Origin of the sequence: Novosphingobium gossypii, assembly GCF_050433305.1 — a bacterium.
In the GTDB taxonomy this organism is placed as follows: Bacteria; Pseudomonadota; Alphaproteobacteria; order Sphingomonadales; family Sphingomonadaceae; genus Novosphingobium; species Novosphingobium gossypii.
The window spans coordinates 107,212-126,555 of the sequence record NZ_JBNPXM010000008.1; the positions used below are offsets into that span (position 1 = coordinate 107,212).

General features: G+C 65.1%; 19 protein-coding genes. 12 read left to right on the plus strand and 7 right to left on the minus strand.

The window, feature by feature from the left end:
- Nucleotides 1-5 precede the first annotated feature (5 nt).
- Nucleotides 6-317 carry a 30S ribosomal protein S10 gene (rpsJ, locus tag GGR40_RS15375; RefSeq protein WP_007011873.1) on the minus strand — a complete coding sequence of 104 codons (312 nt, stop codon included), beginning with the start codon at nucleotides 315-317 and terminating at the stop codon, nucleotides 6-8.
- A gap of 213 nt (nucleotides 318-530) precedes the next feature.
- Between rpsJ and GGR40_RS15380 the strand changes: the two genes are divergently transcribed.
- On the plus strand, nucleotides 531-1,028 hold the full coding sequence (locus tag GGR40_RS15380) for a hypothetical protein (protein ID WP_429277120.1): 498 nt from the start codon (nucleotides 531-533) through the stop codon (nucleotides 1,026-1,028).
- A 117-nt stretch (nucleotides 1,029-1,145) separates the two neighbouring features.
- On the opposite strand, the gene tuf is transcribed toward GGR40_RS15380, so the two are convergent.
- The 4 genes from tuf to rpsL all read right to left on the minus strand — a co-directional run bounded on the left by tuf (nucleotide 1,146) and on the right by rpsL (nucleotide 5,594).
- Nucleotides 1,146-2,336, minus strand: a complete 1,191-nt coding sequence (gene tuf / locus GGR40_RS15385; protein WP_429277121.1) for an elongation factor Tu — start codon at nucleotides 2,334-2,336, stop codon at nucleotides 1,146-1,148.
- A gap of 120 nt (nucleotides 2,337-2,456) precedes the next feature.
- A complete protein-coding gene (gene fusA, locus GGR40_RS15390) occupies nucleotides 2,457-4,541 on the minus strand; it encodes an elongation factor G (protein ID WP_429277122.1) in 2,085 nt (694 codons plus the stop codon).
- A gap of 120 nt (nucleotides 4,542-4,661) precedes the next feature.
- The gene (gene rpsG, locus GGR40_RS15395; protein ID WP_008828242.1) at nucleotides 4,662-5,132 is read right to left on the minus strand and encodes a 30S ribosomal protein S7; all 471 of its coding nucleotides are present in this window, start codon (nucleotides 5,130-5,132) and stop codon (nucleotides 4,662-4,664) included.
- A gap of 90 nt (nucleotides 5,133-5,222) precedes the next feature.
- Nucleotides 5,223-5,594, minus strand: coding sequence for a 30S ribosomal protein S12 (gene rpsL, locus GGR40_RS15400; RefSeq protein ID WP_007011879.1), 372 nt, complete (start codon nucleotides 5,592-5,594; stop codon nucleotides 5,223-5,225).
- A gap of 648 nt (nucleotides 5,595-6,242) precedes the next feature.
- Between rpsL and GGR40_RS15405 the strand changes: the two genes are divergently transcribed.
- The 3 genes from GGR40_RS15405 (at nucleotide 6,243) to GGR40_RS15415 (ending at nucleotide 8,360) form a co-directional block, all read left to right on the plus strand.
- Nucleotides 6,243-7,445, plus strand: coding sequence for a BON domain-containing protein (locus GGR40_RS15405; RefSeq protein WP_429277123.1), 1,203 nt, complete (start codon nucleotides 6,243-6,245; stop codon nucleotides 7,443-7,445).
- Nucleotides 7,446-7,629: 184 nt separating this feature from the next.
- Complete coding sequence (locus GGR40_RS15410; RefSeq protein ID WP_429277124.1) at nucleotides 7,630-8,238, plus strand: hypothetical protein; 609 nt, start codon at nucleotides 7,630-7,632, stop codon at nucleotides 8,236-8,238.
- A complete protein-coding gene (locus tag GGR40_RS15415) occupies nucleotides 8,235-8,360 on the plus strand; it encodes a hypothetical protein (RefSeq protein ID WP_429277125.1) in 126 nt (41 codons plus the stop codon). Before GGR40_RS15410 ends, GGR40_RS15415 begins: the two co-directional genes overlap by 4 nt.
- A 6-nt stretch (nucleotides 8,361-8,366) precedes the next feature.
- On the opposite strand, the gene GGR40_RS15420 is transcribed toward GGR40_RS15415, so the two are convergent.
- Together GGR40_RS15420 and GGR40_RS15425 are read right to left on the minus strand one after the other, a co-directional pair.
- The gene (locus GGR40_RS15420; protein ID WP_429277126.1) at nucleotides 8,367-8,774 is read right to left on the minus strand and encodes a hypothetical protein; all 408 of its coding nucleotides are present in this window, start codon (nucleotides 8,772-8,774) and stop codon (nucleotides 8,367-8,369) included.
- Nucleotides 8,775-8,937: 163 nt separating this feature from the next.
- Nucleotides 8,938-11,400, minus strand: coding sequence for a PhoX family protein (locus GGR40_RS15425; protein ID WP_429277127.1), 2,463 nt, complete (start codon nucleotides 11,398-11,400; stop codon nucleotides 8,938-8,940).
- Between the two features lie 358 nt (nucleotides 11,401-11,758).
- Between GGR40_RS15425 and GGR40_RS15430 the strand changes: the two genes are divergently transcribed.
- From GGR40_RS15430 to GGR40_RS15465, 8 genes are all read left to right on the plus strand, one after another.
- Nucleotides 11,759-12,430 carry a hydrolase gene (locus tag GGR40_RS15430; RefSeq protein WP_429277128.1) on the plus strand — a complete coding sequence of 224 codons (672 nt, stop codon included), beginning with the start codon at nucleotides 11,759-11,761 and terminating at the stop codon, nucleotides 12,428-12,430.
- Between the two features lie 174 nt (nucleotides 12,431-12,604).
- Entirely contained in the window at nucleotides 12,605-13,441 is an 837-nt protein-coding gene (locus GGR40_RS15435) for an alpha/beta fold hydrolase (RefSeq protein WP_429277129.1), read from the plus strand.
- A gap of 27 nt (nucleotides 13,442-13,468) precedes the next feature.
- A complete protein-coding gene (locus GGR40_RS15440; RefSeq protein ID WP_429277130.1) occupies nucleotides 13,469-13,720 on the plus strand; it encodes a DUF1427 family protein in 252 nt (83 codons plus the stop codon).
- A gap of 92 nt (nucleotides 13,721-13,812) precedes the next feature.
- Nucleotides 13,813-15,657 (plus strand): amidohydrolase, encoded by a 1,845-nt coding sequence (locus GGR40_RS15445; protein ID WP_429277131.1) that lies wholly within the window; start codon nucleotides 13,813-13,815, stop codon nucleotides 15,655-15,657.
- A gap of 158 nt (nucleotides 15,658-15,815) precedes the next feature.
- Nucleotides 15,816-16,691 (plus strand): glyoxalase, encoded by an 876-nt coding sequence (locus GGR40_RS15450; protein WP_429277132.1) that lies wholly within the window; start codon nucleotides 15,816-15,818, stop codon nucleotides 16,689-16,691.
- A 4-nt stretch (nucleotides 16,692-16,695) separates the two neighbouring features.
- Nucleotides 16,696-17,136: a DoxX family protein gene (locus GGR40_RS15455; RefSeq protein WP_429277133.1), complete on the plus strand. Its 441-nt coding sequence runs from the start codon at nucleotides 16,696-16,698 to the stop codon at nucleotides 17,134-17,136.
- Nucleotides 17,129-18,502: an alginate export family protein gene (locus GGR40_RS15460; RefSeq protein WP_429277134.1), complete on the plus strand. Its 1,374-nt coding sequence runs from the start codon at nucleotides 17,129-17,131 to the stop codon at nucleotides 18,500-18,502. The genes GGR40_RS15455 and GGR40_RS15460 overlap by 8 nt, the downstream gene beginning before the upstream one ends.
- A 99-nt stretch (nucleotides 18,503-18,601) precedes the next feature.
- Entirely contained in the window at nucleotides 18,602-19,309 is a 708-nt protein-coding gene (locus GGR40_RS15465) for a YoaK family protein (RefSeq protein WP_429277135.1), read from the plus strand.
- Nucleotides 19,310-19,344 lie beyond the last annotated feature (35 nt).

Consider the following 19,344-nt stretch of genomic DNA (forward strand, 5'->3'; position numbering starts at 1 on the left):
CGGCTTCAGGCCAGCTTGATCTCGACGTTCACGCCGGCGGCCAGGTCCAGCTTCATCAGAGCGTCGACCGTGGCGGCGTTCGGCTGCACGATGTCAAGCAGGCGCTTGTACGTGCGGACTTCGAACTGCTCACGCGACTTCTTGTCGATGTGCGGGCCACGGTTGACCGTGAACTTCTCGATCTTGGTCGGCAGCGGAATGGGGCCACGAATCAGAGCGCCGGTGCGGCGGGCCGTGTCGGCGATTTCGCCAGTAGCCTGGTCGAGCACGCGATGGTCAAACGCCTTCAGGCGGATACGGATGTTCTGAGCTTCCATTACCTACTACCGATGAGAAAGAGCCATAGGACCGAGGTCCCGTCAAATTCGAACCGCGCCCCTACACGTGGATCCCGAGTCGGGCAAGCCTGAATCTCGCAGCCTTTCGCGAGTTTTTGCATGCAGCCCACGCAGTTCGTCTCATTGGCCCCTTCCCTGCGGCCCGTGCGATGCCTACGTCGGAAGGGCGACGCCTAACAGAAGCCGCTGCCCATGCCCGTAAATATCACAGTTCGCGCCGCACTTGCCGTGGTGATCCTCGCCTGCCTGGCGCCGAACCGCGCATTCGCGACCGACGCGTACCCGCCCACCGGGCAGGAAATCCCCATCGACCTTAGTGACGACACCGGCGTACTGACGGCCCATGCCAGCATTCCCGATCCGCGGGGCGGGCCGGTGGACGATGCCTGCCGCGCCGCTGCCAGTGCCGGCAACAAGGGGGATACCGGTACGATCGTCGTATGCTCCCATGGCGGAGACGGCAACAGCCAGCGGGTTCCGCCATCGAAGTCGGTAGACGAGAGCACGCGGACCGGCGTTCCTCGCGCTCCGGACTTTTCGCCGCCGTCGAGCTGCATGGGGCCGTGCATCACGATCCCGTTCGGTCGCGCGCCGCCGCCGGTGTACTACATCGACCTCAGCTCTATCCCCGAGGCGCCGAAAGGCTCGGACGCTTGGAAGATCGGGCGAGGAGAGCTGCGGGCACCCTGAGCGCCCGCGGGCGCTACGGGTATCCTTCCGGACGCCGCCGTCCTGACGCGAAAAGCCCGGCGTCTCTTGCGAGACGCCGGGCCAATCACTTTCAGCCGTTGTTGGCCGATCGACGAATTACTTCGTGATCGTGGCAACGACGCCCGAGCCGACGGTGCGGCCGCCTTCGCGGATTGCGAAGCGCAGACCTTCGTCCATCGCGATCGGAGCGATCAGCTTGACCGACAGCGAGACGTTGTCGCCCGGCATGACCATTTCGGTGCCCTCGGGGAGGATCACTTCGCCGGTCACGTCGGTGGTGCGGAAGTAGAACTGCGGACGGTAGTTCGCGAAGAACGGCGTGTGACGGCCACCTTCGTCCTTCGACAGAACGTAGACTTCTGCCGAGAACTCGGTGTGCGGGGTCACGGTGCCGGGCTTTGCCAGAACCTGGCCACGCTCGACGTCTTCACGCTTCAGGCCGCGAACCAGTGCGCCGATGTTGTCGCCGGCTTCACCCTGGTCGAGCAGCTTGCGGAACATTTCGACGCCGGTGACGGTGGTCTTCTGCGTGTTGCGGATGCCGACGACTTCGACTTCTTCACCAACCTTGATGATGCCGGTCTCGACGCGGCCGGTGACGACCGTACCACGACCCGAGATCGAGAACACGTCTTCGACGGGCATCAGGAACGCCTTGTCGGTGGGACGCGGCGGCTGCGGGATGAACTCGTCAACGGCCTTCATCAGGGCGAGGATCGATTCCTTGCCGATGTTGTCGTCACGACCTTCGAGAGCGGCCAGAGCCGAACCCTTGATGACGGGGATGTTGTCGCCGTCGAAGTCGTACGACGAGAGCAGTTCGCGAACTTCGAGTTCGACGAGTTCAAGCAGTTCCTCGTCGTCGACCTGGTCGACCTTGTTCATGTACACGACCAGCTGCGGCACGCCGACCTGGCGAGCGAGCAGGATGTGTTCGCGGGTCTGCGGCATCGGGCCGTCAGCAGCGTTCACGACCAGGATAGCGCCGTCCATCTGGGCAGCACCGGTGATCATGTTCTTCACGTAGTCAGCGTGACCCGGGCAGTCGACGTGCGCGTAGTGACGGGCGTCGGTCTCATACTCGACGTGTGCGGTCGAGATGGTGATGCCGCGCTCGCGCTCTTCGGGAGCCTTGTCGATGTTGGCGAAGTCGACGGCTTCACCGCCGAAGGTCTCCGACATCACCTTGGTGATGGCGGCGGTCAGCGTGGTCTTGCCGTGGTCGACGTGACCGATGGTGCCGATGTTGCAGTGCGGCTTGTTCCGCTCGAATTTTGCCTTGGCCATTTTCAAACCTTCTTTCGTCTTGAATTTGAATCCGCGGGTATCGGAGCGGCTCCCATGGAATCAGGCGCCGCCCCTAAAACCTTTCTTGCCCGCAGGCAAGCTTCTCCTTGAAGCGCGCCCTTAGGCGAGCTTCTCCTTGACTTCGGCCGCGACGTTCGCCGGGACTTCGTCGTAGTGGGAGAAGATCATCGAATAGTTCGCGCGACCCTGGGTGAAGGAGCGCAGCGAGTTAACGTAGCCGAACATGTTGGCGAGCGGGGTGTTCGCCTCCACGACCTGTGCGTTGCCGCGGCTGTCGGTGCCCTGAATCTGGCCACGACGCGAGTTGAGGTCGCCGATGACGTCGCCCATGAACTCTTCCGGGGTCACGACCTCGACCTTCATGATCGGTTCGAGCAGCTTGATGCCGGCCTTCTGGGCGACTTCACGCATGGCACCGCGACCGGCGATTTCGAACGCCAGGGCGCTCGAGTCGACGTCGTGGTACGAACCGTCGTAGAGGACGATTTCGAAGTCGATGATCGGGAAGCCGACCAGCGAGCCCGAGGCAGCGGTTTCGCGCATGCCCTTTTCGATCGCGGGGATGTATTCCTTCGGAATGTTACCGCCCTTGATCTCGTCCTTGAAGGTGATGCCCGAACCGCGCTCACCGGGGGTGACCTTGACCTTCACGCGGCCGAACTGACCGGTACCACCCGACTGCTTCTTGTGGGTGAAGTCGATGTCGACCGGCTTGCCGAGGTATTCGCGGTAAGCCACCTGCGGCGCACCGACGTTGGCTTCGACCTTGAACTCGCGACGCATGCGGTCGACGATGATGTCCAGGTGAAGTTCGCCCATGCCCTTGATGATCGTCTGGCCCGATTCGTGGTCGGTCGAGACGCGGAACGAGGGATCCTCGGCCGAGAGACGGTTGAGCGCGATGCCCATCTTCTCCTGGTCGGCCTTGGTCTTGGGTTCCACCGACAGTTCGATGACCGGCTCGGGGAATTCCATGCGTTCGAGAACGATCGGCGCGCGTTCGGCGCAGAGCGTGTCGCCCGTGGTGGTTTCCTTCATGCCCGCCAGAGCGACGATGTCGCCTGCGAAGGCTTCTTCGATGTCCTTGCGCTCGTTGGCGTGCATCTCGAGGATGCGGCCGACCTTTTCCTTCTTGCCCTTCACCGAGTTCAGGTACGAACCCTTCGAGAGCGTGCCCGAGTAGATGCGGGCGAAGGTGAGCGAACCCACGAACGGGTCGTTCATGACCTTGAACGCGAGCGCCGAGAACGGAGCATCGTCCGACGGCGGACGGCTGTCGGGCTCGTCGCTGTCGACCTTGACGCCCTGGACGTCTTCGATGTCGAGCGGCGAAGGCAGGTAGTCGACGACGGCGTCGAGCAGGGGCTGCACGCCCTTGTTCTTGAACGCCGAACCGCAGACGACCGGCACGAACGCGTGGCCCAGCGTACCCTTGCGGATCAGCTTCTTGAGCGTTTCGACGTCGGGCTCGTTGCCTTCGAGGTACGCTTCCATCGCGGCATCGTCCTGCTCGACGGCGAGTTCGATGAGCTTGGTGCGGTACTCGGCGGCTTCGTCAGCCAGCTCTGCCGGGATTTCCTCGTAGAAGAACTCGGCACCCAGCGATTCGTCCTTCCAGACGATGGCGCGGTTGTGGACGAGATCGACGAGGCCCTTCAGGTCGGCTTCGAGGCCGATCGGGATGTAGAGCACGGCAGGCGTCGCACCAAGGCGGTCGATGATCGACTGCACGCAGTACTTGAAGTTCGCACCGGTACGGTCGAGCTTGTTGATGAAGCACATGCGCGGCACGCCGTACTTGTCGGCCTGGCGCCACACGGTTTCCGACTGCGGTTCAACGCCGGCAACGCCGTCGAAGCACGCAACCGCACCGTCGAGCACGCGCAGCGAGCGTTCGACTTCGATGGTAAAGTCGACGTGGCCCGGGGTGTCGATGATGTTGATGCGGTATTCCTGGCCCTCAGAGGTCCAGAAGCAGGTGGTGGCAGCCGAGGTGATCGTGATGCCGCGTTCCTGCTCCTGCTCCATCCAGTCCATGGTCGCGGCGCCGTCGTGGACTTCGCCGATCTTGTAGGACTTGCCGGTGTAGTAGAGGATACGCTCGGTCGTCGTGGTCTTGCCAGCGTCGATGTGCGCCATGATACCGATGTTACGGTACATATTCAGCGGATGGCTGCGTGCCATGGGAGAATCCTTAGCGAGGGTTTCGGGAGCGGAAGCGGCCTTGAGATAGACCTTCGCCCCCTGAAATAAAAGTGTGACGCCCGGATGACCGCTTGGGCCACCGGGCGCACACCCAGCACATTACCAGCGGTAGTGCGAGAAGGCGCGGTTCGCGTCCGCCATGCGGTGCGTGTCTTCGCGCTTCTTGACCGCGTTGCCACGGTTGTTCGACGCATCGAGCAGTTCGCCCGACAGACGCGCCGACATGGTCGTCTCGGGACGGTTGCGCGCGGCGGTGATCAGCCAGCGGATCGCCAGGGCCTGGGCGCGCTCGGGGCGCACTTCGACCGGAACCTGGTAGGTGGCACCACCGACGCGGCGCGAACGCACTTCGATCTGCGGCGCGACGTTGTTCAGGGCGTCGTGGAACAGCTGGATCGGGTCGGACTTGGCGCGGGTTTCCATGGTTTCCATGGCACCGTAGACGATCGCTTCGGCGACCGACTTCTTACCGTCGTACATGAGGTTGTTCATGAACTTCGACAGGATGAGATCCCCGAACTTGGGATCAGGCAGGATTTCCCGCTTCTCGGGACGACGACGACGTGACATCGTTGATATTCCTTGTATTTTCGGGCGGGAGCGTGAGCATCACCGGCCGGTAAATTCCATACCGTGCAGCCCTTTCAGGCTGCGACCAGCTTACTTCGGACGCTTGGCGCCGTACTTCGAGCGGCTCTGCTTACGGTCCTTGACGCCCTGGGTGTCGAGCACGCCGCGCAGGATGTGGTAGCGAACGCCGGGAAGGTCGCGGACGCGGCCGCCGCGGATGAGCACGACCGAGTGCTCCTGCAGGTTGTGGCCTTCACCCGGAATGTACGAGATAACTTCGCGGCTGTTGGTCAGGCGCACCTTGGCGACCTTGCGAAGTGCCGAGTTCGGCTTCTTCGGGGTGGTCGTGTAGACGCGGGTGCAGACGCCGCGCTTCTGCGGGTTCTGCTCCATCGCAGGAACCTTGGACTTGGCCTTCTGCGGTTCGCGGCCCTTGCGGACCAGCTGGTTGATAGTGGGCATCTATACTCTTCTTTCAAATGGGAGTGCGATGGATCGGCACCGACATCATCGGTATCGACCCGTCGCACCCCGGCAAGGTCACCGGGCCGGGAGGGCTTGGATCAGCGGTGACGGGAGAAGAGTAGACGTTCACGGACATGCGCCGAAAGGAAACCGCGACCGCGATATCCGGCAAAGCCCGGAACCGTGATCGGGTTGCCCGCCTTCTTTCGAAAAGGCCGCACCCGTGAGCCGAAAAACACTCCACCCGGCTGCCGAAAAGCACTGCCGGATTACTTTGCCGCCCGCCCGCCGGATGCCCCCTCACCCGATTCGGGTTCAGGAGCCAGTCCGAAATCCACAGCCAGTCAGAGGCATGGCCCCTAAAAAACCGCAGAAACGCGCCAGAACGACAATGTTCAGCTCTAAATCATCCACCGCGAGCGGACCCGCGAGGGATGCGCGCCTTTAAGGGATAGGGCCGGCGGGGTCAAGCGCGCTTGGGATAGCCGATGATCCGGCGATGCTGCGACGGAACCGCGCCCCGGAGCGTCGGACAGTGGATCGATACCATCGTCCGCTCGGTTTCATTGTCATCACGAAGGCGGACGTCGGGGTGGCCGCTTGTGCCACTCGCCCGATGCCCGCACAACAACAAGGAGAGCATCCATGAACCGACGTGATCCAGGCAGCCGTCAGGCCGGTGGCTATCGCAGCGACGACAACTCCTGGAATTCGCCGCAGCAGGCGACCCAGTGGCAGGACGACAGCAGCAACCAGACCGGCTCCGGCGCGAACTGGGGCGACACGGATCGCGGCAGCACGGGACAGGGCCGTACCGAGGAGCGCGAGACCCGGTCCCTTGGCACCGCTGGCGGACATTCGGATCGCTATCAGTCTGCCTACCCGTCCGATCGATATTCATCCGACCGTTACCAGTCGGAGCGCGGCAGCCGATCGCGATATGGCTTCGACCGGCGAGACGACGAAGACCGTAGCTGGGACCGCAGCTGGGACCGCGATCGCGAGACGTCGTATGGCCGCGATGACGACTGGCGCGATGCCGGGCGTCCGGGCGGCGGCCGGCGCTATGGCGCGTATGGCGAAAGCGAATACCGGGGCGAATACCGGCCCGACTATCGTGGCAGCCGGGGTTATCGGTCTTCCGGCGGACGTGATGCGGACTATCCCATCCGGTCGTTCGACGCCAGCGGCGGCAACGATTATTCCAGCTTCACCAGCGAAGACTTCGGCGGGCGCGATTTCTCCCGGCGGGGGGGCGGGCTGAGCGGCGGCGGCGCATCGAGCGAAAGCTACCGCCCAAGCTATGGCCCGGGCAGCTGGGGCCGCAAGTCCTCCGAGCGCTCTTCCGGCAGGGACTATGGCGACTGGCGCGAATATGGCGAAAGCCGCGGCTTCCTGGAACGGGCCGGTGACGAAATCGCCAGCTGGTTCGGAGACGAGGATGCCGCAAGGCGCCGCGAGCAGGACCATCGCGGGCGTGGTCCTTCGGACTATACCCGGTCGGACGAGCGCATCCGCGAGGATGTGAACGACGCGCTGACGCATGACTGGCGTCTGGACGCAAGCAGCATCCGCGTCACCGTAAAGGATGGCGAAGTCACGCTGGAAGGCTCGGTTTCAGGCCGCACGGACAAGCGCCGGGCCGAGGACGTGGCCGACGACGTCACCGGCGTGCGCCATGTCCAGAACAACCTGCGGATTCGCAGCGGAACCGACAGCGTGACGGCGGGCACCAGCACGCCGGGGCTCTCTCATTCGGGAAGCACGGCCAGCGCCTCGGGCGGATCGACGCCGGGGACCACTGGCGGGACCACCTCGACCGATCGTTCGTCCACCGGCAGCACCTGACTACCCTGACCAGTACGACCAACGGAAAGGGAGCCGAAAGGCTCCCTTTCTCGTATCCGGCACGATGCCGACGCGCGGAAACCGCAGACGCACGACAAACCATTTTCCTACAGGCCCGCGTTCGGCATACATAGGTCCGCCGTAAGGGACGCCCGCTCCGATCCAGCATGGAGTTTCCCGCCTTATGTCGCACCAGCCTGATGATTTCGACGCCTCGGATTGCGAAGGCCCGCATTTCGATCGCGCCTGCCCCCGAACCCGATCCGTGCGGCCTGCCCGGCGCACATCGGCAGTGGCCTTCTTCGAGGACATGCCCGACGAAGACGACCCGCTGCTGGGCTTTGCGCCCTATCTGCATGTCCAGCCGCGCCGCAACGCCATCACGCCCGATCGGCAGCGCATGTTCATCGCCGCGCTGGCCGCGACGGGGATTGTCACGCAGGCGGCGCGCACCATCGGCGCCAGCCTTGAGGCGCTTTACAAGCTGCGGCACCGCAAGGGCGCGGAAGGGTTCTCTGCTGCCTGGAACATGGCGGTCGACCGGGGTATGATGCGCCTGCAGGACTGTGCGCTGGAACGCGCGATCCTGGGCGAGGAACGCCCGGTGGCAAGCCAGGGCAAGGTGGTGGCCACTTACGTGCGCCACGACACCACGCTGATGCTGTTCCTGCTGCGCCAGCGGATGGCGGGGCGTTATTCGGACAGGCCGGGCAACGATCCGCAGCCCGGCTCGGCGCTCTACGAACGGATCGTGGCGGATTACAAATCTCGCCAGCCTCGTCAGAGGAAGTGATCGAGAGCATCAACCGCAAGATCGAGGGCATAAAACAGCGACGGCTCGCCCACGCGGCGGAACTCGAGATCGAGCGCGACGAAATGGCCGAAGAGGAACTGGAAAGCTACGGCGGCGCGTAAGCCCCCTCAGCGCCGTCCGCGACCGGGGCCTCTGCCTCCACCGCGATGATCGCCACCCCGATGATCGCCCCCGCCGCGCCACATCGGCATCTTCATGCCCTGCTGCGGGCGCATTTCTCCGCGGAACTGCCGGTAGCGGTGCTGACCCTGCGGAGCGCTGCGCATGATGTGGCTCCGGTCGCCCCGGCGATAGCGACGGTCGCGGTCGGAATTGCGGTAGTAGAAGTAGTCGTCGCTGCCCCAGTAGCCGTCGTGGATCGAGCCGTAATAGCCGTCGTACCAACCGTCATAGGCATAAGGCGTGCCCCAGCCGATCGAACTGTAGCCATAGCCGCCCCCGTATCCGTCCGTCACGCAGCCGCCCAGCGCCATCGTCGAACCGGCAAGCGCCAGGGCAAGGATCTTGGTGTTCATCGGGAACCTTTCGATGCAGGAACGGCATGAAAGGCGCCGCTCGCCTGTATCTGCGGAAAACTCCCGCAGGATCGAGGTGGTTCCACCCTCAAAACGAGAAGGGAGGGAACGCCGCCTTGGCGTCCCCTCCCCCTGCATTCTCCCGTTGGGGAGGTCTGTGCCTTTACAGGCCGATCACGCCGCCATCGTTCTTGGTGATGGCGATCAGGGCCGAACGCGGACGTACGGTGGCACCGGCGGTGCCGGTCGCCTGCGAGTCCGGCCAGTGGCCCGAAGGCGCGGCGATCGTGCCGCCATCGCCCGGATGCTGGATGCCCACGAACATCGTGCGCCCGTCCGGCGTGGTGTCCACACCGGTGATCTCGCAATCGATAGGACCGACGAGGAAGCGGCGCAGGTTGGCGGCAGTCGCCTTTGCACCCACGATGGTGCCCTGCGTGCTTGCGCCGTTGTTGATGGTCGCCGCACCGCCATCACCCACGTTGCCCGGAATGGCGGCCAGCATCATGCAGTTCGTGCGGTCGGTCATGGCGCCGTCGTCGGTCTGGATCCACAGCAGCGGCTTCACCTGGCCACCGGCGTTGGTCGCACGCGAGAAGAACGCGCCGTCGGGGCTGGAGAAGTCGTTGGCGACGGTCAGGCCCGACACGTTCACGTTGGTGGCGCTGGCGGGGTAATCCGTCGAATCGACGCCGAACATGTAGATGTCCCACTTGAACGTCAGCGCGCTGGTGGTGTCGCCATCTTCGCGGATGCGCACGATGTGGCCGTTGGGGTTGCTGGCCGAACCCGAACCCGGATTGTTCTGGTACGCACGCGGGTTGGCCGCATTGGTGGTGGCGGCAGTGCGGCCGCTGTTGTTGGTGAGGGTGAGGTAGATTTCACCGGTCACCGGGTTGCCCGTGGTCCATTCGGGACGGTCCATCGGGGTCGCCTTCAGCGCGTCGCCGGCAAGGCGGGCGTTGATGCAGATGTCGGCCTGGTCGGCGAAGACGTAAGGTTCGGGATAGTTGGTGCCGCTGGCCGGACGGTCGGGAACCTGACCGTAGACGAGCGGAAGCCAGGCGCCGGTGCCGTTCGCATCGAAGCGGGCGACGTAGAGGATGCCGGCATCCATGTACTTGTCACCCATCGCGAGGCGGTTGGTCGACGTGGCGTCAGCCGGGTTCCAGGTCGCGGTGGAAACGAACTTGTACATGTATTCGCCGCCCGAGTCGTCGCCCATGTAGAAGCCGACCTTCTGGTTCGCGGCGATGCGGACGAATGCTCCTTCGTGACCGAAGCGGCCCAGCGCAGTGCGCTTGCGCGGAGTGGACTTGGGATCGTAGGGGTCGATTTCGACCACCCAGCCCATCTGGTTCATCTCATAGCGGAAATCGTTCGCCGAGGTTGCCGTGGCGCTGCTGATTGTCGCGTTCCAGCGCGTGATCGCCGTGTTGGTGGTGGCGGCGCGCGACCAGCCATAGTTACCCGATGTGCTGGTCACGCCATTGCGACGCAGCGACATCAGTTCACGCGTGGTGCGCAGTGCATTGTCCGATGCATCGCGACGGAAGTAGCCTGCGTAGTTTTCCTCGCAGGTGAGATACGTGTTCCAGCCGGTGACGCCGTTGGCGCAGTTGTTGATCGTGCCGCGGCCCTTGGTGCCTTCCGGCGAATACTGCGTGCGCAGCATGGCCGAACCGGCGGCGGGGCCATGGAACGCCATTTCGGTGAAGGGCGTGATGCGGCGGTTGAAGGTGCTGTTCTGGGCATAGCTCCACTTGCGGTCGCCGGCGTCGTTGTATTCGACGATGGAAACGCCGTGGCAGCTCATTTCCTTGATGACTTCGGCCTCGTCGCGCGCGCCGGTGGAAGGCGCAGCGGCGTGCAGGTACTTCTGCGTGATGTTCTCATGGTTCTGGACCATGAGGCCGCGCGTCGAAGCGTTGGCATCGACCGTGCCGGCGCCAGACAGACCGAACCAGGCAAGCGCGTCATGGTGATCGCCGATGCGGTTGCCAAAGTCGGTGTCGGTACCGTCGTTCTTGTAGGCCGGCGTGGTGGCGGTCAGCGGGTCGCCAAGGCGCGTCATCACGGTGACCGAGTAGCCTTCAGGCACCACGACGACGTCGGCGAGGCTGTGCGCCACGGCGGTGAAGCCCAGCACGGCGGGCGAAACGCGCACGGTGGTGGTGGCGGTCACCGGGGTGCCGAGGACCGGCTTCGCGCTGAAGCGGAAGACGAGGTCGGTGGCCGTCGCCACGGCAGGAGCAAGGAAGGTCACCACGGTGCCGCCGCCGCCGAACGTGACTTCGGGGCCGCTTACCTGCGTCCAGCCCGCCGAAGTGGCTTCGCCGCTGACCGTGCCGGTAAGGGTCACGACGCGGCCCGCGCTGGTCGCCACGTTGCTGCCCGCGGTCACGTTGACCGCGCCGCCGATGGTGCCGCCTTCGCCGTTGTCGTCACCGCAGGCCGCCAGCAGGCTGGTGCCCATGAACGCCATCGTGGTGGCGCCGGCGCCGCGATAGAGGGCCTGACGACGCGAATAGCGTTCTGCCGCCATGCTTTCCAGCGAACGCTGGGTGCTGTCGTTGGTGTTTACGTCGCCATCCGAATACATCGTGGCGGGATTCATCTCGGTCATGGTGTGCCCCCTTTTGGTTTGGTCGCGGGGGCGATTGCTACGAGCGCTTCATGAAACAAAAACGCAGGTTCAGAGGCAGTTCGACGACGGTTTCATGACTGAAATTCGACGACAGCCCGCAACGGCCCATGGCACCGGCGCCGCGCACCACCCTCTATTCAGTGGGTATACGTTCGGTTGGTATCGAATCGCGCCTGTTCGCCTGCATATCGGCGTTGCCACAGCCCATCGCATGGCTGAGCAAATGTTCTACTTCATCGAACATCAGAACCTATTTTATCCGCCTTTTTAGAAGCCCGGCGATGCGTCAGAAAGACCTCACCGGGCCGAGACGCCCAGCAACAGGAGGACTTTTCCAATGACGCTCACCGCAACCACCACGGCCACTGCAACTCCGGGCAAGTCGCTGATCTCGCCCGACAACCACGCTCTGGTGCTGATCGATTTCCAGTCGCAGATGAGCTTCGCCACCAAGTCGATCTCGCCCGAACTGCTGCGCAACAACGCGGCGCTGATCTCTCGCGGTGCCAAGTCGTTCGACGTGCCGACCATCCTGACGACCGTCGCCGAAAAGAGCTTCTCCGGCCCGATGTTCGATGAGATCACCGATGCCTTCCCCGGCCAGGAACTGCTTGACCGCACTTCGATGAATACCTGGGAAGACGAAGCCGTGATCTGCGAGATCAATCGCATCGGCAAGCAGCGCATCGTCTTCGCCGGCTTGTGGACCTCGGTGTGCATCGTCGGCCCGGTCGCTTCAGCCATCGACCAGGGCTTCGAGGCCTATGTCATCACCGATGCCTGCGGCGACATTTCCGAAGAAGCCCATGAACGCGCCGTCCAGCGCATGATCCAGCTGGGCGCGGTGCCGATGACCTCGCTGCAGTACCTGCTTGAACTGCAGCGCGACTGGGCCCGCACCGAAACCTACGACAGCACCACCGGCATCGCCAAGGTCTGGGGTGGCGCTTACGGCCTGGGCATCAAGTACGCCAAAACCATGTTCGGCGCTTCCGAAGGCGGTCACTGATTTCAGTTCGGAACCGGCGGCTCACACCCCCCTGGCCCTCACCGGGTCGCCGGTTCCAGCCCCCTCCTTGCGAGGGGGCTTCGACAAGCTCAGTCTGCCCTCGCCCCCTCTTTCAAGGGCGGGCTGAGTTTGTCGAAGCCCCATCAGTACCAACCCATCCGAAGGATCAGCATCATGGCATACGTAACCACCAAGGACGGCGTCGAGATCTTCTACAAGGACTGGGGTCCGAAGGACGCGCAGCCGATCGTCTTCCACCACGGCTGGCCGCTCTCGTCGGACGACTGGGACACGCAGATGCTGTATTTCCTGTCCAAGGGCTTTCGCGTCGTCGCGCATGACCGCCGGGGCCATGGCCGCTCCGCACAGGTCAGCGAAGGCCACGACATGGACCACTACGCCGCCGACGCCGCTGCGGTGACGGAGCATCTGGACCTGCGCAATGCCGTCCATATCGGTCACTCGACCGGCGGCGGCGAAGTGGCCGCCTATGTCGCCCGCTACGGCATACCGCAGGGCCGCGTCGCCAGGGCCGTGCTGGTCAGCGCCGTGCCGCCGATCATGCTCAAGACCGAACGCTATCCCGGCGGCCTGCCCATGGACGTGTTCGACGGGTTGCGCGCCGGGCTTGCCGCCAACCGCGCGCAGTTCTTCCGCGATGTCGCATCCGGCCCGTTCTACGGTTTCAACCGCGAAGGCGCGGACGTGAAGCCCGCCGTCATCGACAACTGGTGGCGCCAGGGCATGATGGGCAGCGCCAAGGCCCATTACGAAGGGATCAAGGCGTTCTCGGAAACGGACCAGACCGACGACCTGAAGGCGATCAGCGTCCCGACCCTCGTCCTCCACGGCGATGACGATCAGGTCGTGCCTTACAAGAACGCCGGCGTGCTCCAGGCAGAGATCCTGCCGAACGCGACGCTCAAGATCTATCCCGGCTTCTCGCACGGGATGCTGACCGTCAACGCCGATACCATCAACCCCGACCTGCTCGCCTTCGTGCAGGGCTGATCGGTTCGACGCCGAGGAGACTTCCCGATGAAAGCCTACCTTCTCTCCATCGCCGCCGGGTTGCTGGTGGGTGTCGTCTACAGCCTCCTCGGCGTTCGTTCGCCAGCGCCGCCGATGATCGCGCTGGCCGGCCTCCTCGGCATCCTGCTGGGCGAGCAGATCATCCCGCTGGCCGGCCGGTTCATGACGAAGAACAATGTCGTCGAGTTCGTCATGACCGAATGCCGCGCTCATGTGCTCGGCCGCCTTCCAGGCGACACTGACAAGCACGACGCATGATCTCGCGGCGCCACACGCTTCTGGGAGCGGCCGCCGCGTCGCTCCTGCCCACTACCCTCGCGGCCCGAGCGGGTCGAACCAAGGATTCGAGAATGACCGACACGATCATCGTCAACGCCAAGGTGACCACCCTTGACCGCGAGAACCCGCAGGCCGAAGCCGTGGCGATCCGCGACGGCAGATTCCTGGCGGTGGGCAGCGAGCAGGAAGTCCGCGCCGCCGCTCCCGAAGCGACGATCATCGACGCCAAGGGGCACCGCCTGATCCCCGGCCTGATCGACAGCCACATGCACATCATCCGCGGCGGGCTGAACTTCAACATGGAACTGCGCTGGGACGGCGTGACCAGCCTGTCCGAAGCGATGGCGATGCTGAAGGCGCAGGTCGACCGTACCCCCGCCCCGCAGTGGGTGCGCGTGGTCGGCGGCTTCACCGAGCACCAGTTCGCCGAAAAGCGCCTGCCCACGATCCAGGAGCTGAACGCCGTGGCGCCCGATACGCCGGTGTTCATCCTGCACCTCTACGACCGCGCGCTCCTGAACGCCGCCGCGCTGCGCGTGGTGGGCTATACCAAGGACACCCCGAACCCGCCGGGCGGCGAGATCGTGCGCGATGCACAGGGCAACCCCACCGGCCTGCTGCTGGCGCATCCCAACGCGACGATCCTCTATTCCACGCTGGCCAAGGGGCCGAAGCTGCCGCCTGAGTACCAGCTCAATTCCACCCGCCACTTCATGCGCGAAGTCAACGCGCTGGGCGTGACCGGCGTGATCGACGCGGGCGGCGGCGCGCAGAACTATCCCGACGATTACGAGATCATCGAGAAGCTCCACGCCGAAGACCAGCTGACCGTGCGGATCAGCTACAACCTGTTCACCCAGAAGCCGAAGGAGGAGCTGGACGACTTCAAGGGCTGGGCCAAGCAGGTGAAGCCCGGCCAGGGCGACGACACCTATCGCCACAATGGCGCGGGCGAAATGCTGGTCTATTCCGCCGCCGACTTCGAGGACTTCCGCCAGCCGCGCCCCGACATGGCGCCAGAGATGGAAGGCGATCTGGAACCCGTCATCCGCCTGCTGGCAGAGAACCGCTGGCCCTGGCGCCTGCACGCCACTTACAACGAGACGATCGACCGCGCGCTGGACGTCTATGAGAAGGTCAACCGCGACATCCCTCTTGAAGGGATCAACTGGTTCTTCGACCACGCCGAGACGATCAGCGACCGCAACATCGATCGCATCGCGGCACTGGGCGGCGGCATCGCCGTGCAGCACCGCATGGCCTATCAGGGCGAATACTTCGTCGAACGCTATGGCGCCAAGGCGGCGGAGCGCACCCCGCCCATCGCCCGCATGATCGCCGCCGGTATCCCGGTGGGCGCAGGCACCGACGCCACCCGCGTCGCCAGCTACAACCCGTGGGTTTCGCTGTCGTGGCTGGTCACCGGGCGCACCGTGGGCGGCCTCTCGCTCTATCGCGGCGACAACCGCGTCAGCCGGGAGAAGGCGCTGCGCATGTGGACGCACGAGAACACCTGGTTCTCCACCGAAGTGGGCAAGAAGGGCCAGATCAAAGCAGGCCAGCTGGCCGACCTTGCGCTGCTGTCCGACGACTACTTCGCCGTACCCGACAACGAGATCGTGCACATCCGCTCGATCCTGACCCTGCTGGGCGGCAAGGTGGTGCATGGCGACGGCGATTTCGCCCCGCTGGCGCCCGAACTTCCCCGCGCCATGCCGGACTGGTCGCCGGTCGCCACGTTCGGCGGTTATTACCAGACGCCTGAAGCGAAGCAGAAGCTGGCGTCGGCCTGCGGCTGCGTCAGCAGCTGCGGCGTCCACGGCCACGACCACGCCGCCGCACTGGGCGCGAACGTCCCCGCTGCCGATGTCCAGACGTTCTGGGGATCGCTCGGCTGCGGCTGCTGGGCGGTGTGAGCCCCCACAGGACCATTCGATAATATTGAACAAGTCAGACGATTTTATTCGGATCGTTTGAAGTTCGACTGCCGCTTATACCGTCTCGCACCAGCCGCCGACCCCTTTGGCGAGCCGGTTCGGGCAACGATGAAACTCGCCCCCAAGGAGCATCCCCGATGAAGCGCTTCACCTTTCTGATCGCCGCCGCCGTCCTCACCTCGGCGCCCGCCTATGCCGCCGAAACCACCGACTACGCTGTTGGCGCGCAGTACGACACCACGCATGTCTATGTGCCGCAGGACCAGTTCGACACTTTCGTCTCCAGCTTCGTCGCCACCTTCGGCGGCACCACCAGCAAGCAGGGCGAGTTTCAGGTGACGCCGACCAAGAGCCTGACCAAGTCGCAGCTGGTGCTGACCCCTTCGGGCACCGTCTCGGTGTTCGGGTTCAAGACGCCGATCCCCTACCCCTTCGGTGACGAGCGCACCGGCTATCTGGTCACCGACATCGACGCGGCGGTGGCCTCTGCGGTGAAGCACGGCGCGGTGCGGCGCATTGCCACGTTCCCCGATCCCATCGGGCGCGATTCCGTGGTGCAGTGGCCGGGCGGCGTGAACATGCAGATCTACTGGCACACCGCCAAGCCCAGCTATCCCGCGCTGGCAAGCGTGCCGGAAAACCGCGTCTACCTGACGCCTGACGCCGCCGACGCCTTCGTCAGGAGCTGGACCGGCTACGCCCACGGCAAGGTCACCGCCGACGACAAGGCCGCTTCGGGAGCCGAGATCGGGGAACCCGGCAAGACCGTGCGCCGCGTCTCCATCGACAGCGGCTATGGCAAAATGGTGGTCTTCGTCTCGGACGGGCAGCTGCCCTGGCCCTATGGCCGCGACATGACCGGCTATGCCGTGCCCGACCTTGCCGCCACGCTGGCCAAGGCCAATGCGGCAGGTGTCGAGACCCTTGTCGCCCCGTTCACGGCAGCCAAGCGCCAGACCGCCATCGTCCGGTTCCCCGGCGGCTACATCGCCGAAATCCATCAGGGAGCATAAGCCGATGGCCAGCCTGCCCCCGATCGATCGCACGCCTTCGCTGGTCGGGGCCGTGCTGGACTTCACCCCCACCGCCTTCCTCGCCCGGCTGCTGCTGGTGAGCGCCTACCTCGTGGGCGGCATCGACAAGCTGGGCGACTGGCCCGCCGCGCTGGCGGAACAGGCCCACTTCGGCCTGACCCCGCCCGCGCTGTGGGCGGCGCTGACCATTGCGGTCGAACTCATCGGACCGCTGCTGATCCTGTCGGGCCGGCTGGTCTGGCTGGGCGCAGGAATGCTGGGCGTGTTCACCTTCTTTGCCGCGCTGGTCGCCAATGCATTCTGGGCCATGCCCGATGGTCCGGAACGGTTCGGCGCGATGAACGCCTTCTTCGAACACATGGGCCTTGTCGGCGGCTTCGTGCTGGTCGCCGTGCTGGCGCGCAAGGGGCAGCGCGATGCCTAGGCTCCGCCGCCTCGCTTCGCTTGCGGCGACGGCGGTGGGCGCGCTGCTGCCCCACGCCGCCCTCGCCGCGCCGAAGGAGGCGTGGGAAGCGCCCACCCTTACCATCACCCGCTACGACGAGGACTGGTCCGATCTGGAGAACGCCGAAAAGCGCGATCACCACTGGACCGGCCCGTTCAAGTACATCCCGCTGTCGGACGACGCCTGGCTTTCCACCGGCATCGAACTGCGCGCCCGCAGCGAAAGCTACGACGACAACCTGTGGGGCAGCGCCGATGCGCCGGACGATGGCTATGTCTGGCTGCGCGCGCTGCCTTATGCGGACCTGCACGTCGGCAAGCTGCGCGCCTTCGTTCAGCCGATCCTCGCCACCTCGATCGGGGTCGCGCCCGCGCCCGGCCCGGTGGACAGCACCGGCGTGGACCTGCTGCAGGGCTTCGCCGAGGCGGAACTCGGCCCCGTCACCCTGCGCGCCGGGCGGCAGATGCTGTCGCTGGGGACGGAGCGGCTGGTCGGCACACGCTATGGGCCCAACGTGCCGCTGGCGTTCGACGGCCTGCGCGCCAATGTATCCGTGGGCAGCGCCAGAGTCAGCCTGCTGGCACTGCGCCCGGTCCAGCCCGGCACCCGCAGCTTCGACGATCGCACGTCATCGCAGAAAGCGCTTTGGGGCGCCTATGCCGCCATGCCCGAACTGGACCTCTACTATCTCGGCTATCGCAACGATGCGGCGCTCTGGGGCACGCGGTCGGGCGGCGAGACGCGCCACAGCCTGGGCGCGCGATGGCATGCGGTGCGGGGCGACTGGCACTGGAACGTCGAGGGCGTATACCAGTTCGGCACGTTCGACGGCGGGACGATCTCTGCGTGGACCGTGGGCACGGAGGTGGGTCGCGCCTTTCCCGACCTGCCGCTGTCACCTGATGTCACCTTCCGCGCCAACATGGTCAGCGGCGATCATGACCCGAACAATGCAACGCTCGGCACGTTCAACGCGCTGTTCCCCAAGGGCAAGTATTTCGGCGAACTTTCGCCGGTGGGGCCGTACAACATCGTCAACGTCCATCCGGCGCTGGGCATGCAGCTGGCCCCGACCGTCTCTGCCGGCATCGCGGCGGCGGCATACTGGCGCCAGTCGCGTAGCGACGGGATCTACGACATCCCCGGCAACCTGATCCGCGCCGCCGGAGGCAGCCGCGCGCGCTTCATCGGCACCGAAGTGGAAGCCACCATCGCGTGGCAGGCTACGGCGGAAATGGAACTGTCGATGTCGGTCTCAGCCTTCACACCGGGCGCGTTCATCCGCGACACCGGCAGCGCCCGAACCATCCACATGCTGGGGCTGGAAAGCAATTTTCGGTTCTGACGTCCGTTCCGGTTCATCGAACAAGACGACGCAGATTATTCCAATAACCCGGCAGGTCTGCACCCGGTAGACCCTCTTCACCATTCAGGAGATCACATCATGCCTACCCCTGCCGACCAGCCGACCGCCAAGTCCACCCTGCTGCCCTGCCTGCTGCTGCTGCTGTCCGCCACGACCGGCCTTGTCGATGCCGCATCGGTGCTGGGGCTGGGCAAGGTGTTCACCGCCAACATGACCGGCAACGTCGTGTTCCTGGGCTTCGCGGCGGCGGGCACGCCGGGGTTCAAGGTGATCCCCTCTGTCCTGGCGCTGCTTGCCTTCATGGGCGGGGCGTGGGGCGCGGGCCACCTGGCGCGCGCGCATGCCGACCGTCCGCTTGGCCGCTGGCTGATGTGGGCCGCCGTGGTGGAGGCCGGGCTGCTGTGGATCGCGGCGGCGATCGCGCTGGACGTCGATGTCGCCGCGCAGGCGTCCAAGGCAGCGGTGATGGGCGTCATCGCGCTGACCGGCTTTGCAATGGGCCTGCGCAACGCCACCGTGCGCCAGCTGAAGGTGCCGGACCTGACGACCACCGTGCTGACCCTGACCATCACCGGCATCGCCGCCGACCAGACCGCGGGCCGCACCCCCAACTTCGCGCGGCGCATTGGCGCGGTGCTGTCGATCTTCGCGGGTGCTGCCATCGGCGCGCTGCTGCTGATGCACGGCGGGCTGGCCCTGCCGCTGGCTCTGGCAGGCGCGATCGTGCTGGGCGCGACGCTGGTGTTCCTCAGCGACCCCGCCGCCGCCGCCCCGCACCGGCCGTGACCCCTTCGATCCGGGCCTAAACCAAGGTTTGCTTG

What these genes read in the sequence shown, in the direction of transcription:
- GGR40_RS15430 (WP_429277128.1), top strand. Translation starts at nt 11,759, where the DNA reads ATGACGCTCACCGCAACCACCACGGCCACTGCAACTCCGGGCAAGTCG.
- GGR40_RS15435 (WP_429277129.1), top strand. Translation starts at nt 12,605, where the DNA reads ATGGCATACGTAACCACCAAGGACGGCGTCGAGATCTTCTACAAGGAC.
- GGR40_RS15420 (WP_429277126.1), bottom strand. Translation starts at nt 8,774, where the DNA reads ATGAACACCAAGATCCTTGCCCTGGCGCTTGCCGGTTCGACGATGGCG.
- GGR40_RS15410 (WP_429277124.1), top strand. Translation starts at nt 7,630, where the DNA reads ATGTCGCACCAGCCTGATGATTTCGACGCCTCGGATTGCGAAGGCCCG.
- rpsJ (WP_007011873.1), bottom strand. Translation starts at nt 317, where the DNA reads ATGGAAGCTCAGAACATCCGTATCCGCCTGAAGGCGTTTGACCATCGC.
- tuf (WP_429277121.1), bottom strand. Translation starts at nt 2,336, where the DNA reads ATGGCCAAGGCAAAATTCGAGCGGAACAAGCCGCACTGCAACATCGGC.
- fusA (WP_429277122.1), bottom strand. Translation starts at nt 4,541, where the DNA reads ATGGCACGCAGCCATCCGCTGAATATGTACCGTAACATCGGTATCATG.
- GGR40_RS15465 (WP_429277135.1), top strand. Translation starts at nt 18,602, where the DNA reads ATGCCTACCCCTGCCGACCAGCCGACCGCCAAGTCCACCCTGCTGCCC.
- GGR40_RS15450 (WP_429277132.1), top strand. Translation starts at nt 15,816, where the DNA reads ATGAAGCGCTTCACCTTTCTGATCGCCGCCGCCGTCCTCACCTCGGCG.
- GGR40_RS15425 (WP_429277127.1), bottom strand. Translation starts at nt 11,400, where the DNA reads ATGACCGAGATGAATCCCGCCACGATGTATTCGGATGGCGACGTAAAC.
- GGR40_RS15405 (WP_429277123.1), top strand. Translation starts at nt 6,243, where the DNA reads ATGAACCGACGTGATCCAGGCAGCCGTCAGGCCGGTGGCTATCGCAGC.
- GGR40_RS15455 (WP_429277133.1), top strand. Translation starts at nt 16,696, where the DNA reads ATGGCCAGCCTGCCCCCGATCGATCGCACGCCTTCGCTGGTCGGGGCC.
- rpsG (WP_008828242.1), bottom strand. Translation starts at nt 5,132, where the DNA reads ATGTCACGTCGTCGTCGTCCCGAGAAGCGGGAAATCCTGCCTGATCCC.
- GGR40_RS15380 (WP_429277120.1), top strand. Translation starts at nt 531, where the DNA reads ATGCCCGTAAATATCACAGTTCGCGCCGCACTTGCCGTGGTGATCCTC.
- GGR40_RS15460 (WP_429277134.1), top strand. Translation starts at nt 17,129, where the DNA reads ATGCCTAGGCTCCGCCGCCTCGCTTCGCTTGCGGCGACGGCGGTGGGC.
- rpsL (WP_007011879.1), bottom strand. Translation starts at nt 5,594, where the DNA reads ATGCCCACTATCAACCAGCTGGTCCGCAAGGGCCGCGAACCGCAGAAG.
- GGR40_RS15445 (WP_429277131.1), top strand. Translation starts at nt 13,813, where the DNA reads ATGACCGACACGATCATCGTCAACGCCAAGGTGACCACCCTTGACCGC.
- GGR40_RS15440 (WP_429277130.1), top strand. Translation starts at nt 13,469, where the DNA reads ATGAAAGCCTACCTTCTCTCCATCGCCGCCGGGTTGCTGGTGGGTGTC.